The 14,011-nt window shown below is 59.3% G+C and carries 9 protein-coding genes; 3 read left to right on the forward strand and 6 right to left on the reverse strand.

All coding sequences use genetic code 11. The features are described from left to right. Nucleotides 1–6: 6 nt before the first annotated feature. The 3 genes from Q0775_RS06205 to Q0775_RS06215 all read right to left on the reverse strand — a co-directional run bounded on the left by Q0775_RS06205 (nucleotide 7) and on the right by Q0775_RS06215 (nucleotide 5,608). Complete coding sequence (locus tag Q0775_RS06205) at nucleotides 7–3,321, reverse strand: error-prone DNA polymerase (protein ID WP_298858484.1); 3,315 nt, start codon at nucleotides 3,319–3,321, stop codon at nucleotides 7–9. A gap of 144 nt (nucleotides 3,322–3,465) precedes the next feature. Continuing rightward, complete coding sequence (locus Q0775_RS06210) at nucleotides 3,466–5,007, reverse strand: DNA polymerase Y family protein (protein ID WP_298858485.1); 1,542 nt, start codon at nucleotides 5,005–5,007, stop codon at nucleotides 3,466–3,468. Further along, the gene (locus tag Q0775_RS06215; RefSeq protein ID WP_298858486.1) at nucleotides 4,901–5,608 is read right to left on the reverse strand and encodes a hypothetical protein; all 708 of its coding nucleotides are present in this window, start codon (nucleotides 5,606–5,608) and stop codon (nucleotides 4,901–4,903) included. The genes Q0775_RS06210 and Q0775_RS06215 overlap by 107 nt, the downstream gene beginning before the upstream one ends. Before the next feature lie 199 nt (nucleotides 5,609–5,807). Here Q0775_RS06215 and Q0775_RS06220 point away from each other — a divergent pair, with 199 nt between their 5' ends. Next, nucleotides 5,808–7,916, forward strand: a complete 2,109-nt coding sequence (locus tag Q0775_RS06220) for a DEAD/DEAH box helicase (protein WP_298858487.1) — start codon at nucleotides 5,808–5,810, stop codon at nucleotides 7,914–7,916. A 123-nt stretch (nucleotides 7,917–8,039) separates the two neighbouring features. On the opposite strand, the gene Q0775_RS06225 is transcribed toward Q0775_RS06220, so the two are convergent. From Q0775_RS06225 to Q0775_RS06235, 3 genes are all read right to left on the reverse strand, one after another. Further along, nucleotides 8,040–9,308: an ABC transporter permease gene (locus Q0775_RS06225; RefSeq protein WP_298858488.1), complete on the reverse strand. Its 1,269-nt coding sequence runs from the start codon at nucleotides 9,306–9,308 to the stop codon at nucleotides 8,040–8,042. Next, a complete protein-coding gene (locus tag Q0775_RS06230; RefSeq protein WP_298858489.1) occupies nucleotides 9,305–10,111 on the reverse strand; it encodes an ABC transporter ATP-binding protein in 807 nt (268 codons plus the stop codon). The genes Q0775_RS06225 and Q0775_RS06230 overlap by 4 nt, the downstream gene beginning before the upstream one ends. Before the next feature lie 133 nt (nucleotides 10,112–10,244). Next, nucleotides 10,245–11,249: an ABC transporter substrate-binding protein gene (locus Q0775_RS06235; RefSeq protein WP_298859967.1), complete on the reverse strand. Its 1,005-nt coding sequence runs from the start codon at nucleotides 11,247–11,249 to the stop codon at nucleotides 10,245–10,247. A gap of 681 nt (nucleotides 11,250–11,930) precedes the next feature. On the opposite strand from Q0775_RS06235, the gene Q0775_RS06240 reads away from it, so the two are divergent. Both Q0775_RS06240 and Q0775_RS06245 read left to right on the forward strand, forming a co-directional pair. Next, the gene (locus tag Q0775_RS06240; RefSeq protein ID WP_298858490.1) at nucleotides 11,931–13,322 is read left to right on the forward strand and encodes an aminotransferase class III-fold pyridoxal phosphate-dependent enzyme; all 1,392 of its coding nucleotides are present in this window, start codon (nucleotides 11,931–11,933) and stop codon (nucleotides 13,320–13,322) included. 120 nt (nucleotides 13,323–13,442) lie between these two features. Continuing rightward, entirely contained in the window at nucleotides 13,443–13,700 is a 258-nt protein-coding gene (locus tag Q0775_RS06245; RefSeq protein ID WP_298858491.1) for a hypothetical protein, read from the forward strand. Nucleotides 13,701–14,011: the final 311 nt, after the last annotated feature.

Consider the following 14,011-nt stretch of genomic DNA (forward strand, 5'->3'; position numbering starts at 1 on the left):
ATCGCGTCAGTGAAAATCACGAGATTTCGGGATCACCCGCACATCACGCGGATGCCTGCGCCCGCCCCCCACTTGGGAGGGCAGCGGATGGGTCGCATGATCCCCACGCACCGTTGTGGCAGGGACCCGCTCCTGCGCCAAACGGTCAAGCCGCGCCGTGCCATCCTCCAACCGCTCGGCGACCACATGAATAACCCGCCCGTCCGTCTGCACACGACCATGCACCACCAGCAGACGCGCCGTCATAATCAGCGCACGGTAGTGCTCGAACATCTTGGGCCATATCACAAGGTTCGCCACCCCGTCCTCATCCTCGATGGTGATGAAACAAACCCCCTTCGCACTGCCGGGTTTTTGCCGCACAAGAACCAGCCCCGCCAGCGATACACGTTGCCCATGCCCCATGTGGATCAGGTTATGCGTGCTGGAAAACCCCTGTTTGCGCAGGCTCCCCCGAAAGAACCCCATCGGATGCGCCTTAAGCGAGAGGCGCAGCGTCTGGTAATCCGCCACCACATGCTCCGCCTGCGCCATGGCGGGCAAATGCGTCTCTGGCTCCGCCCCTTCCCCTGCCGCCTCCGCATGTTCGAACAACGCCAGCGCAGGCGCATCGCGCAACCCCTGCGCCTGCCAGAGCGCGGCCCGTCGATCTATCCCGCAGGATCGAAACGCATCCGCAGCCGCCAGCTTGCCCACGATCCCACGGTCCAGCCGCGCCCGCGCCTTCACATCCCCCACATCCACAAACGGCTCAGACCGCGCACCCATCAGACGCAGCGCCGCATCCATGCGCATCCCGTCCACCTGCCGCAGGCCCAATCGCAACGAAAACCCCTTATTATCAGGCTCTAACGTACAATCCCAATCGGAATAATTCACATCCACAGGCCGCACCTCGACCCCATGCTCGCGCGCATCACGCACAATCTGCGCAGGGGCATAGAACCCCATCGGCTGACTGTTGAGCAGCCCACAAGCAAACGCCGCCGGATAATGACACTTCATCCACGAGGACACATAGACCAGCTTGGCAAAACTCGCTGCATGGCTCTCGGGAAATCCGTAATCCCCGAACCCTTTGATCTGGTTGAAACACCGCGTGGCAAACTCCTCGTCATAGCCGCGCTCGGTCATCCGCCCAACCATCTTTTGCTGGAGCAACTCAATCGTCCCGCGCGACCGAAACGTCGCCATCGCCTTGCGCAACTCGTTCGCCTCCTTGGGGCTAAACCTTGCCGCATCAATCGCGATCTTCATCGCCTGTTCCTGAAAAATCGGCACGCCAAGTGTGCGCCCCAAAATCCGCAGCAACTCATCCTGCGGATGCTCTGGTCCGGGCGCGGGATAAGACACCCCCTCCAACCCCTGCCGCCGCCGCAGATAAGGATGCACCATATCCCCCTGAATGGGGCCAGGCCGCACAATTGCCACTTCAATCACCAGATCGTAAAACTTGCGCGGCCGCAGCTTGGGCAGCATGGCCATCTGCGCACGGCTCTCCACCTGAAACACGCCCAAGCTGTCCCCCGCACAGAGCATGTCATAGGTATCCGCATCATCGCTCGGCACAGATGCCAGATCATGCCGCACCCCGTAATGCGCCCCCATCAGATCAAACACCTTTGCGATGCAGGTCAGCATCCCCAGCGCCAGAATATCCACCTTGAAAATCCCCAGCGCGTCGATGTCGTCCTTATCCCACTCGATAAAACTCCGCTCTGGCATGGCCCCGTTCCCGATCGGAACCATCTCCGTCAGGGGCCGCTCCGTCAGAATGAACCCGCCCACATGCTGGGACAAATGCCGTGGCATCCCCGTCATCTGCCGCGCAATGGCAATGACGCGGCGCAGGTACGGATCGCTGAGGTCCATCCCTGCATCCTTGACACGCTCGTCGCCCATCTGCCCCTCGAAACTGCCCCAGACCGTGCTGGCCAGCTTGCTGGTCACATCCTCGCTCAGTCCCATCGCCTTGCCCACTTCGCGGATGGCACTGCGCGGGCGGTAGTGGATCACAGTTGCGCACAACCCCGCACGCTCCCGCCCATAAGTGCGGTACATATACTGGATCACCTCTTCGCGCCGCTCATGCTCGAAATCCACGTCAATATCAGGCGGCTCATCGCGCTCCTCGGACAGGAACCGCTCGAACAAAACGTCATGCTCCTCAGGGTCCACCGCAGTGATCCCCAAACAAAAACACACCACCGAATTCGCCGCCGAGCCGCGCCCCTGACACAGGATCGGCGGGCTGGCCTCCTCCCGCGCAAACCGCACAATGTCATTGATGGTCAGGAAATACCGCGCAATGTCCTTGGAGCGGATCAAATCGAATTCCTTCTCAATAATCCCCCGCACCCTGTCCGTCACCCCGTCAGGATAGCGCCACGCCGCCCCTTCCCACGTCAGGCGCTCCAACTCGCTCATCGCGGTGGCCCCTTCGGGGACAATTTCGTGCGGGTACTCATACTTCAGATCATCAAGGCTAAAGGCGCAGGCATCTGCCACCTCCCGCGTCGCCGCAATCGCGTGGGGCCACTGCGCGAACAGGCGGCGCATCTCTTCTGGCGGCTTAAGGTATCGCTCCGCATTTGCCTCCAACAAGAACCCCGCCGTCTCGATCGTCTTGCCGTGGCGGATGCAGGTCATCACATCCTGCAAAGGCCGCCGCGCAGGATGGTGATACAGCACATCATTCGTCGCCAATATCCCCAACCCATGCCGCTGCGCGATCCGGTCAAGTCGCGCAATCCGCGCCACATCATCCCCGCGATAGAGATACGCCGCCCCCACATGCCGTAACGTGGGCAAAGCATTGCACAACCGCCCCAACCCCGCCTCGAAGACATCCAGATTGTCGGGCGGCATCACAATCAACTGCACACCCGCTGAATACGCTGCCACCATCTCCAGCGTAAGATGCGTCTCGCCCTTGACCTGCCACCCACCATCCGCATCCACCATTTTCCCCCGCGACAGCAACGTAGACAGCCGCGCATAAGCCTCACGGTCACGAGGATAGGCCAACAACTCCGTCCCACAGAGCAACAACAAGCGCGCCCCAATCAGGGGCCGCACCTTGGCCGACCGCGCCTCCACATGTACCCGCACCACCCCCGCCAGCGTGTTGTGATCGGCCACCCCGATGCTGTGATAGCCTAGCATATTCGCCGTCACCGCGAGATCGACAGCATCCGACGCCGCGCACAGAAACGAAAAACACGTCGCCAACCCCAGCTCCACATAAGGGCCGGGGGCGTTCCAGTGGAACGGATCGTCGTCCTCTATCGAACGGCGCTTATGTCCCTCTTGTTGTGGCATCAGGTGGCAGCCTTATCCCCTAAAAACAGTCTCTACCGGCCCTCATCGCTCGAACGCGCCTGCGGCCCCTCCGCAAGACGCTCTTCGCATGAACCCCGAAAGGGATGGTGGGTGGGGAGCCGCGCACAGTGCGCTCGTCACCCGTCATCCAAAAACCCCATGCACAAACCACTGCGGATCCCCGCCCCGCGCATCGCCTACAATGCCCTCCCGAAACAGCCAGAACCGCCGCCCGTCCGTGACCTCGACCTTGTAATAATCCCGCAACCGCGTGCCGCTACGATCCCGCCACCACTCTGGCGCAATCCGCTCTGGCCCCTCGAACCGCGTCATCAAAAACGCCACCCTGCGCCAGCGAAACCGCGCAGGCGGCCCCTCTGGCACCGCATACAAAACCGCAACCTCCTCCGCAGGGTCAAACATCCGCAAAGGCCGCTCACGTGCGATCTCCACCACACCCGCAGGTGGCCCCGCCAGCACCGACACACGCTCTTCTACCCGTTCGGGCTTATGGCTTTGCACCCATGCATCCCATGTCACCTTCGACGGCCCCAACTTGGCAGTCAGCCGGTCCAGCAACGCTGCCACATCCGCCCCTGCATCGCGTCCTCCGTCCAGACGGTCTTGGCGCAGGACCAGCGGCTCCACCCGCAGCGCCTCCAACGTCATCAAATCAAACCCGAAACCCGGATCAATCCCCTCCAGCTTTCCCGCGACCAGCCGCACAAAATGCAGCGCGTCACGGCTCGCCCGCGCAGTCGAGACATCGCGCGACCGCCACTCCCCATCCACACGGTAGATCGTCACCCGCAACCGCCGCGCACCTTGATCTGCCTCCGCCAGTTGCTTGCCCAAATCCTCCGCCAACCCCTCCAGCCATGGCACAGGATCGACTACAGGCTCCGCCATCCGCACCCGTGCCAGCCAGCGTGGCACCTCTGCAGGCGCATCCAACGGATCGGCAGACCGCCCCAACGCACGGTCCAGCAGCACCAGCGGGTTCACCGCTTCCGCCGCTCCCGCAAACCGCCGCATCAACCCCACACGCGGCACATCCGCCAGCGCACCAACCGTGCGCTGCCCCAAGCGCTCCAACAAGCGTACCGTTTCACGCGGCAGACGAAGTGCTGCCACAGGCAGCGGCGCCAAAACATCCGCCACATCCTCCTGCGCACAAATCACCCCCTGCCCGCCAAACCGCGCCAGCATCTGCGCCGCACCGCGCGTAGGCGCCAAGGCCAGCCGCGCGCGCAACCCCTGCATCGCAAACCGCGTGTGCATGTCGCGCAACATCTGCGCCTCGCCGCCGAACAAATGCGCCGCACCGCGCACATCCATCAAAATGCCGTCCTGCTCTGCCACTGTCCACGGACACCACCGCCGCGCCCACAGCGCCACACGCTTGAGCAAGGCCTGATCCCCCTCCACATCCGCCTGTTCCACATGCAGATCAGGGTGGATCGCCTGCACATCAACGACCCGCGCACCGCAGGTAATCCCCCGCACGACACCCGCCGCATTTACCGCATGCACCACAGGTCCGTGTGTGCCACCCGCGGCCAGAACAACAGGCACCGCCTCATCCGGCAGCGTGCGCTGCGCGGCTGTGATCCTCCTCCAACGGTCCATCGCCAGATCGGGAAAGAAAACGGAGACCACTCTCGCCCCCGTCATGACAGACCTCATGGCTGACCTCCCAGACACCGGGCGCACGCCCCCGCGCCCGAAACAGCTCCGCCTCCCAAACAGGCGCACCAGGGGCCGCCGCATTGTAGGAATGCACGCCCGAGGGCAGTGATCCGATCCGCCACCGCTCCCGCGCCGCACTCAACCCCTCGACAGCACCCGACCGTATCAACCAAACAGGCAGCCCCGTTGCTTCCGCCCGCATCGCCAAGCGTTTGGTCGCTGTGAAATCCAGAACGGGCGGCGCGCCATGCACTTCGCCCACCACAGCGGCCAACCCGCCACAAGACGCCCCCTCCTCCATCGCCCAAAGCACATCGCGGGCATTGCTCACCTCGACCCGCAACAGCCGCACACCCTTCAAAGCAGGCCCATAAACCCGCCCGTTCTCCAACCGTGAAGTACGGTCCTGCACCCAAAGCACGGGAGCCTTGCTGCGCGGCAAACACGCTAACACAAAGGCCGTCACCGCCGCATCGAAAGGCCGCGCCGACAGCGCATCCTTGAGCACCGCCTGCGCCACGTCGGGCCGCGGCATATCTGCCCCCGCCTCCCCGTCGCCCAGCCGCACCAATCGGTGCAAAGAAGAATCGCTCATCATACATTCCTCCATTTTGTTCTTCTTTTGTTCTATATGGAAGTCATCATTTTTACACCCTCTTTTTGCACCCCTTCACATCACATCGCGCCACAGCCCTGCATCACACACAATGCTGCATCCGCAAAACGCCCCATGTACAAACGCACCTCAACGCTTTAGGGGCAGGAAACCTTATTCTTTATCCGCTCAGGAACACCCCTTGATTCAAACGATCGCAGACGCACTGGCCGCTCAAGGCTACGATACAATGACACCCGTTCAGGACGCTGTAATAGCGCCCGAACTCGACGGCGCCGACCTTCTGGTTTCCGCCCAAACCGGCTCGGGCAAGACCGTGGCATTCGGCATGGCAATCGCCCCCACATTGCTGGGCGACGAGACGCATTTCGGCCGCGCAGGTGCGCCATTGGCCCTCGTTATCGCCCCAACGCGCGAACTTGCCATGCAGGTAAGTCGTGAGCTGACATGGCTTTACGGCAAAGCAGGCGCGATTGTCGCCACTTGTGTCGGCGGCATGGACACGCGCACAGAGCGTCGCACGCTCGACCGTGGCGCACACATCGTTGTGGCCACACCGGGCCGTCTGTGTGACCACATCAAACGCAACAACATCGACCTCACCGACATCCGCGCCGTGGTGCTGGATGAGGCGGACGAGATGCTCGATCTGGGCTTCCGCGAGGACCTTGAGTTCATCTTGGGCGAATCCCCCGCGACACGCCGGACACTGATGTTCTCCGCAACCGTGCCTGCCGCAATTGCAAAACTGGCAAAAGCATACCAGCGCGATGCACAGCGTGTGTCCGTTGTATCCGATGGCAAGCAGCACTCTGACATCGAATACCGCGCACTCACCGTGAACCCGCGCGACACCGAGAACGCGATCCTAAACATCCTACGCTTCTATGAAGCCAAGAATGCGATCGTCTTCTGCAACACCCGCGCCGCCGTGGCCCGCCTGACCGCGCGCCTGTCAAACCGCAACTTCTCTGTCGTTGCCCTATCAGGTGAGCTGTCCCAGCAAGAGCGCACAAACGCCCTGCAATCACTGCGCGATGGTCGTGCTCGCGTTTGTGTGGCGACTGATGTTGCTGCACGCGGCATCGACCTTCCCAATCTTGAGTTGGTCATCCACGCCGATCTGCCCACCAACGCCGACACGCTTCTGCACCGCTCTGGCCGTACAGGCCGCGCGGGCCGCAAAGGGGTTTCCGCCCTTATCGTGCCGCCAAAAATGCGCTCAAAAGCAACCCGCCTGATGGGCTGGGCCAAACTTGACGCCGAATGGGCACTGCCACCCTCTGCTGCCGAAGTGAACGCAGCGGATCAAGAGCGCCTGCTCAACGACGATGCATGGACAACACCTGCACCCGAAGACGCAGTCGAGTTCGTGGCAAAGCTGGTCGAGCAATACACGCCCGAACAACTGGCCACCGCCTTCGTCAACCTCCACCGCTCGCGTGGATCAGCGCCCGAGGAACTCTCCAACCCGGGTGATGGTAAAGAAAACGCACCACGCATGGAATTCGGCAAATCCGTCTGGTTCACCGTCTCCACAGGCCGCAACGATGGGGCCGAGCCGCGCACGATCCTGCCAATGCTCTGCCGCGTCGGCGACATGACCCGCGACGACATTGGTGCGATCCGCGTACAGCCGCGCCACTCCTACGTCGAGGTGGCCGAAGGCGCTGTGCCGAAACTGACAAACGCCCTTGGTCCCGACATGAAGGCAGAAGACGGCGTGACCCTCACCCGTCTCGACGGTGTGCCAGACTTTGGCCCCCGAACAGGCCGCCCCGAGAATAAAGGTAGCGGCCCCAAAGGTGGCAATGATCGCGGCCCAAAGCCAGCGTGGAAAGACAAGCCAAGCTACGACAAAGCCGCAAAACCCGCACCGCGCGATAAACCTGCCTACGACCCAGACGCGCCAAAGCCTGCCTATAAGGCAAAGCCCGCACGCGACGAAGCTCCCAAGGCAGAGTACAAACCCCGCACTGACAAACCACGCGGCGCACCCGCCAAGCCAAAGCGCGATGCAGCACGCCCGCCAAAGTCCCACAAGACTGAGCGGACGCCCATGAAAGCAGGCGAAAAGCCAAAGGCAAAGCCGGCATGGAAAGACAAACCCGCCGGCGACAAACCCGCAGCTAAGTCTGGCGCAAAAGCAGTGTGGAAAAAGCCGTCAAAAGAGGGCGGCGCCCCAGCGCGTGATGCGAAACCAGCAGGCGGCTACAACCGCGCGTCAGACGCTTCCAAACGCTTCACCCCTCCGGGCAAAGGCAAAAAGCCAAGCGGCCCGAAGAAGTAAACCAGACAAGACGGAGAGCATAATTTCTTAAAGAAATCGCTCTCTCAACCTTCTGTACTACACATAAAAAGGGCCGGAGCATCTGCTCCGGCCTTTTTCTTATCCAAAACTAATACGGCGGGATCAGCCTTTTCCTTTCCACGGCACCATCACCCGCTCGGCACCGCGCATCAGCATATCAATACCAAAACCGATGATCCCGATAAGGATGATGCCCAAGATTACGATATCCGTGTTCTGGAACTTGGACGCGACCATGATCATCATACCCGCCCCCTTCTCCGCTGCCACCAACTCGGCCGCGACAACAGTACCCCAACACACGCCCATCGCCACACGCGCACCCGTAAATATCTCGGGCAGCGAGTTGGGGATGATAACATACCGCATGATCTGCCACTTGCTTGCCCCCAGCGAATAGGCTGCGTGCACCTTGGCAATGTTGACACCAGACACGCCCGACCGCGCCGCAATCGCCATGATCCAAAGTGCGGCAAGGAAGAGCAGGATAATCTTCCCCTTCTCCCCAATCCCCGCCCAGATAATCACCAGCGGGATCAGCGCCAGCGGCGGCACGGGGCGCATAAATTCAACAATCGGATCAAACCAGCCACGGAACCAGTTGCTCAAACCCATGGCATAGCCAAGCGGAATACCCACAATCGCGCCACAGACAAAACCGGCCACAACACGAAACAGCGACCAGCCCAGATGGCCCAGTAGGGACGTTCCACGAAACCCCTCATCCAGTACCTTGGCCGTCCGTTCAAGAACCGCTTCGGGCGACGGCAGATACAATGGCTCCATCTGCAATCCCTTTTCAGGCGCAAAATTTGGCGTGCCTTTGTCGGAGATCGTCACCGATCCTCCTTCTATTTCCACCGTATCACCTGGCTTCACAGGCGCGCCATTGATCGCGACAACTTTTGCACCATCAGCACGTTTGACCTCATCGTTGCGGTCAAACAGCACAAGTTCGCTGCGATATTGCGCAACGGTGATGCTGTCATTTTTGGCGATCCCGTCACCCGGCTCTATTGCCAATGCATCGGGATTCTCTTCCCGCTCATGCACCAGCACAGACACAGTTGCCGTATCAGTCTGGCCATTGGCCGAAACCGTATAGTCAAACGATGTCTCGCCCTTGAATGGGGCAGGCGCGTGCAAAAAGCGCGGAACTAACGAGGACCCCGTAAACATCCCCCACAACAACAACAGCGTCAGAATGGAAATAATCCCTGCCGCACGGTTGGGCCGCACTGCACTCTCGTCGCCAAAAGTAACCGTCTTGAGGGCGGTGTACCCGTCCTTGCGCACCCCAATGCGCGTAAAGATAAACGCCGCAGCAGCAAAGATGCCAACATAGACAGCCAGCAGAATGAATCCGGTCATGCTTTTTCCTCCGCAGTGCCCATAATCTCTTCTTCCATGTCCCAAATCATGTTCAGAATCTCTTCACGCTTAACCGAGAAATCAGGATGCTTCTTCACCTCTCGCAAATCCGCCGCGACACCCAGCTCCGCAAATGGCAGACGATATTCTTTGTGGATGCGACCCGGACGCGGGGCCATCACAATCAACCGCTCGCCAAGAAGCAGCGCCTCTTCAACCGAGTGGGTGATCAAAATGATCGTCTTTCCCGTCTCTTTCCACAGCTTGAGCACCAGCGATTGCATCTTTTCCCGCGTCAGCGCGTCCAATGCGCCCAGCGGCTCATCCATCAAAATCACATCGGGATCATTCGCAAGGCAACGGGCCAAAGCCACACGCTGCTGCATCCCGCCAGACAGTTCGTAAACCGCCTTTTCCTTGAAATCCTGTAGCCCTACAACGTCCAGCAGATGATTTACAATCTCTGCCTTGTCGTTGCGCGGCATCCCCTTCATCGACGGGCCAAATCCTACGTTCTCGCGCACGCTCATCCATTCGAACAATGCACCCTGCTGGAACACCATGCCGCGGTCGGCATCGGGTCCGGTAATCGTCTTGCCGTTCAGGGTCATCACACCTTCGGTCGGCGCCAGAAACCCCGCAACGATGTTCAGGAGCGTTGTCTTACCACAGCCCGACGGCCCCAGCACACTCAGCAGCTCACCCGCTTTGAGATCAAGCGATACATCCTTGAGCGCCTGCACCGATCCGCCATCTGGTAAATCAAATCGCATCGAGAGTTTATCAATGGAAAGTCCGGACATGTCCCTGCTTTCTGGCCGCGGCTGGCGGCCCGTAGGATGGGGTTGGCCCCACCTCGTTTTCCGTAAAGTCGTCTTGGCTACAAAAAGGTCCGGCGCACATATGGACGCCGGACCAGAATAACTCCCGAAGGAATTACATGCCTTTTACGGCCATCAACGGGCCTGTGTTCACAGTGCCTTCATAGCTTTCCAGCGCGCCGTCAATAGAGCCACTTTCAACGAAGACCTGAGCAACGCCACCCATGAAGGTCTGGCTGCCGCCGCCGAACCACTTGGCGCTCAACTGCTCTTCAACGGACGGGAAGGAGAAGCCCGCCAGCGTCTCTGCTGTGGCCGCTTCGTCCATGCCTGCATCTTTTGCAATCACGGGCAGCATTTTGGCCGCATCATCACCACCGGCATTCCACATGGCGTTGGCATCTGCCGTCACCTTCAGGAACTTTGCCAGCTCGTCACCGTTCTCGGCAACGTAAGATGCGGGTGCGGATGTCACGTCAAACACCAAGATACCAAGTTCTTCTTTCTCGGCACCAGTCAGCAGGATATTACCGGATTCTTTCATGCGACGCAGTGCACCACCCCAACCACATGCCATGTCTACGGCACCTTGGCTCAGCGCTGCTGCACCTTCGGCAGGGGCCATATCAACAACGGACATGCCTGTAACATCCACGCCAAAGTGGCCCATCTGCTTAAGAAAGCCATAGTGCGCGGCAGTACCAAGTGGCACAGCCACCTTCTTACCTGCCAGCTCCGCTGCGGAAGTCTTGTCGATCTCCAGACCGGAAGCCACAACGCAGTTGTCATTCTCGGAATAGGATACTGCAACGTCAACAATCTGGATATCCTGACCACCCGATGTCGCCACAACGAACGGCGGCACACCTTGGCTTACGGAAATCTGCACGTCACCAGACGCCATGGCCGCAGACATCGCAACGCCGCTGTCAAAGCTGACCCAGTTAACTTTCTTGCCCAAAGCCTCGTCATACGTGCCATTCACTTTTGCAAACTGAAACGGCATGGGCCACTCAAGGAAATAACCGACTGTGATCTCACCATGGCCATCTGCAAATGCAGCCGTGGATGCCAGTGACATTACTGCGCCAGCGACGAACGCGCTTACTGTTTTCTTCATCATATTAGAATTCTCCCAGTTTCATTTTTGCCCGGCTCCTTAACAGAACTCGGGATCGTAGGTTGTGTTTTCACAACTGACGCAGGCATCCTGTGCGATGCCCGAACCACTTGCAATACACTTTGCGGCGATACCCAGACACGAGGCCTGCATACACGCAGATCGTTTTCCGTCCCGTTCAAACGGTCAACAGCAGTTTCGTTCCTCCCCGAGGCATTGACGAAAAGACGGCCCTGCCCCGCGACGTTTGCACATCAACCATGCACAACGCCCGAACTTGCAGCACTCTGGGCTTTGCACACAGAAAACAAATAACCAGTTTCTCCCCCGCCATGAGTCCAGTCACCGCACCTCTCTTTTGCTTTCAATCCCGCTTACACAGGCAAAGCTGCCGACCTCGACCAGAACCCGCACTGCGCACCGCCAAAAGTGATCTCACCGATCCAGCGGCCGTGCATTTGCAGCACCGTCTCAATCGTGCCGTACCTCCCTAATTCCACCTCCAAAACATCTCGCCAAATCCGCCGTAAACAAGGGCTTTTACAGCAACGACAAAACTGGCCATACGCTTCCCTCCCTGCTGGCCCTATTTCCAGAATGAAATTCCCCGTCTAACATAGTGTGAATCAGGGAAGGCACTGCTGATTTCCCATTCTCCTATCCAATCGAAAGGTCGCCTCCATGGACGGTACATTTAACGAAAATGACATTTCCCGCATCGTAGAGGCGGACCGCGCCCATGTCTGGCACCACCTGAGCCAGCATAAACCCTATGAAACAACCGATCCGCGCATCATCGTTGAGGGCAAAGGCATGCGCGTCTGGGACCAGAACGGCAAAGAGCATCTTGATGCCGTCTCGGGCGGTGTGTGGACCGTCAACGTAGGCTACGGCCGCGAATCAATCGCCAATGCGGTCCGTGACCAATTGATCAAATTGAACTACTTCGCAGGCTCCGCAGGTTCGATCCCCGGCTCCATCTTCTCCGAAATGCTGATCGACAAGATGCCCGGGCTGAGCCGCGTCTACTTCTGCAACTCCGGCTCGGAGGCAAACGAAAAGGGCTTCAAAATGGTCCGCCAGATCGCGCACAAGCGGTTCGGCGGCGTGAAGCACAAGATCCTTTACCGCGACCGCGACTATCACGGCACAACGATCACCACTCTCTCTGCAGGGGGTCAGGACGAACGCGGCGCACAATACGGCCCCTTCACACCGGGCTTCATCCGCGTCCCCCACTGCCTTGAGTACCGCAGCTTTGAGCAGGATGGCGCGCCCGTTGAAGGTTACGGCGTCTGGGCCGCCAACCAGATCGAAAAAGTCATCCTTGAAGAAGGCCCCGAAACTGTCGGCGCCCTCTGCCTTGAGCCCGTGACCGCTGGCGGCGGCGTCATCACGCCCCCCGATGGTTATTGGGAGCGTATCCGCGAGATTTGCGACCAATATGACATCCTCCTGCACATCGATGAAGTCGTCTGCGGCTTGGGCCGCACAGGTACGTGGTTCGGCTACCAGCACTACGGGATCAAACCTGACATGGTGACAATGGCCAAAGGGGTGGCATCAGGCTACGCCGCCATCGCCTGCCTCGTGACCACCGAAGATGTCTTTGACAAGTTCAAGGACGACGCCTCCGATCCCATGAACTACTTCCGCGACATCTCCACCTTTGGCGGCTGCACTGCCGGCCCCGCGGCCGCAATCGAGAACATGAAGATCATCGAGCGCGAAGGCCTGCTGCAAAACACCGTCGACATGGGCGACTACATGACAGGCCGCCTGCATGAGCTTGCGGACAAATACCATGTCATCGGCGATGTTCGCTCCAAGGGTCTATTCCTCGGTGCCGAACTGGTCACAGATCGCGAGAGCAAAACACCCGTGGCCGAGAAACTGGTTCAGGCAGTCGTGGGCGATTGCATGCAGCAGGGCGTTGTCATTGGTGCGACCAATCGTTCTCTGCCAGGCAAGAACAACACCCTGTGCTTCTCCCCCGCGCTCATCGCAACAAAAGACGACATCGACCAGATCATCGACGCTGTCGACGGCGCCATGGGCCGTGTTTTCGGCTAAACTTGCAAAATTCCGCTCATCAGACAGGCCTTCCTCGCAGGGAAGGCCTTTTTCGTATCTACAGATCAGGAACCTTCTAATATCCCGCACGTTAAGAACTGATAGATAAGGAATACTCTTATGAAAAAATTCGCACTCGTTATCCCGATGATCGCCGCCCTCGCGGCTTGCGACACACCTGACGGCACCCTCGCTGCATCAACTGTGACAGGAGCAATCATCGGCGCAAGCGTGTCTGGTAGCAACGACAAAGCAAAAGGGGCCATAATCGGTGGCGCTGCTGGCTTAGCCGCAGGAACGCTTATCAACCGTGGCCAAAACGGCAACTGCACATATCAACGCCCAAACGGCACGACATACATCGCAGCCTGCCCGTAACCGCAACGCCTGTTAAAACGAGAAAAGGCCCTGTTGAAAAACAGGGCCTTTTTCCATTCCACACGGAGCTCTTACTCTTTGGTAGCCTAAACACCCCACATAATTGAATGCCAACTACGCTTGTTCACATACCTCTGATACAGCAGAATGACCGTAAGAGCACCGAGCAAGACAGACAAAAAGCTTTCAATCCGACATAGAAAAGCGCGATCGTCCCGACTGCGAACAACGGAACAAACGCGATCATCCGATTTCGCCATGCATTGCGTATTGCGGCCTCTCGTTCAGGGTCTGTATTTTTCTCAATTATT

Source organism: uncultured Sulfitobacter sp. (assembly GCF_947499945.1).
Lineage (GTDB): Bacteria > Pseudomonadota > Alphaproteobacteria > Rhodobacterales > Rhodobacteraceae > Sulfitobacter.

Excerpts from the sequence above, each read along its gene's own strand:
- Q0775_RS06205 (WP_298858484.1), bottom strand. The coding sequence starts at position 3,321 with ATGCCACAACAAGAGGGACATAAGCGCCGTTCGATAGAGGACGACGAT.
- Q0775_RS06210 (WP_298858485.1), bottom strand. The coding sequence starts at position 5,007 with ATGAGGTCTGTCATGACGGGGGCGAGAGTGGTCTCCGTTTTCTTTCCC.
- Q0775_RS06215 (WP_298858486.1), bottom strand. The coding sequence starts at position 5,608 with ATGATGAGCGATTCTTCTTTGCACCGATTGGTGCGGCTGGGCGACGGG.
- Q0775_RS06225 (WP_298858488.1), bottom strand. The coding sequence starts at position 9,308 with ATGACCGGATTCATTCTGCTGGCTGTCTATGTTGGCATCTTTGCTGCT.
- Q0775_RS06230 (WP_298858489.1), bottom strand. The coding sequence starts at position 10,111 with ATGTCCGGACTTTCCATTGATAAACTCTCGATGCGATTTGATTTACCA.
- Q0775_RS06235 (WP_298859967.1), bottom strand. The coding sequence starts at position 11,249 with ATGAAGAAAACAGTAAGCGCGTTCGTCGCTGGCGCAGTAATGTCACTG.
- Q0775_RS06240 (WP_298858490.1), top strand. The coding sequence starts at position 11,931 with ATGGACGGTACATTTAACGAAAATGACATTTCCCGCATCGTAGAGGCG.
- Q0775_RS06245 (WP_298858491.1), top strand. The coding sequence starts at position 13,443 with ATGAAAAAATTCGCACTCGTTATCCCGATGATCGCCGCCCTCGCGGCT.